Source organism: bacterium (genome assembly GCA_030690305.1).
GTDB lineage: Bacteria > Patescibacteriota > Minisyncoccia > Phycocordibacterales > JAGLPS01 > JBBUCK01.
Genome location: JAUYHB010000002.1, coordinates 1 through 1,238 on the forward strand (window position 1 = coordinate 1; position 1,238 = coordinate 1,238).

At 49.9% G+C, this 1,238-nt stretch carries 1 protein-coding gene; it reads right to left on the reverse strand.

The window, feature by feature from the left end:
• Positions 1–41 precede the first annotated feature (41 nt).
• Positions 42–1,226, reverse strand: a complete 1,185-nt coding sequence (gene tuf / locus Q8O71_00010; protein ID MDP2704777.1) for an elongation factor Tu — start codon at positions 1,224–1,226, stop codon at positions 42–44.
• Between the last annotated feature and the right edge of the window lie 12 nt (positions 1,227–1,238).

Below are 1,238 nucleotides of genomic sequence, written 5' to 3' on the forward strand. Positions count from 1 at the left end.
AATAAAAAAGGCCCCGTAGGGCCTTTTTTAATCAATGCTAATTAAGCAATGATTTTTGATACTACACCCGCACCTACTGTACGGCCGCCTTCACGGATAGCGAAGCGTAAACCTTCGTCCATCGCGATTGGGCAAATCAGCTCAACAACAAACTTCAGGTTGTCGCCAGGCATTACCATCTCTACGCCTTCCGGCAGCTCTACAGCACCCGTTACGTCAGTGGTACGGAAGTAGAACTGTGGACGGTAGCCTTTGAAGAACGGAGTATGACGACCGCCTTCTTCTTTTGACAGTACGTACACTTCGCCTTCGAACTTAGTGTGTGGCTTGATTGAACCCGGCTTCGCCAGTACCTGACCACGCTCTACGTCTTCACGCTTGGTACCACGTAACAAGGCACCGATGTTCTCGCCTGCACGACCTTCGTCTAACAGCTTACGGAACATTTCTACACCAGTACAGGTAGTAGCAACAGTGTCTTTGATACCAACGATTTCTACTGTCTCGCCTACTTTAACGATACCTTGCTCTACACGGCCTGTTACTACAGTACCACGACCGGCAATTGAGAATACGTCTTCGATTGGCATGATGAACGGCTTATCAATAGCACGTACCGGCTCAGGAATGTAAGTATCCAGTGCGTTACCCAGCTCAAGGATTTTTTCTTCCCACGCTGCATCGCCTTCCAGGCCTTTCAGCGCTGAACCACGGATTACAGGCAGGTCGTCACCCGGGAAGTCGTAGTCTGAAAGAAGCTCACGCACTTCCATTTCTACCAGCTCTAACAGCTCTTCGTCATCTACCATGTCACATTTGTTCATGAACACGATGATGTAAGGTACGCCAACCTGACGTGATAACAGGATGTGCTCACGCGTTTGTGGCATCGGGCCGTCTGTCGCCGCTACTACCAGAATCGCGCCGTCCATCTGCGCTGCACCGGTAATCATGTTCTTAACATAGTCGGCGTGACCAGGACAGTCTACGTGCGCGTAGTGACGGCTTGGCGTATCGTATTCAACGTGTGACGTGTTGATCGTGATACCACGGGCCTTTTCTTCCGGCGCCTTGTCAATCTGGTCGAATGCAAATGCCTGACCGCCGTAATGCTTAGCCAGTACGTTTGTGATTGCTGCAGTTAAAGTAGTTTTACCGTGGTCAACGTGACCAATGGTGCCTACGTTTACGTGCGGTTTATTACGTTCAAATTTAGCCTTAGCCATGTATAGACCCTT

Bases quoted from the DNA above. Each gene is read 5' to 3' on its own strand.
- tuf (MDP2704777.1), bottom strand. From the start codon at position 1,226: ATGGCTAAGGCTAAATTTGAACGTAATAAACCGCACGTAAACGTAGGC.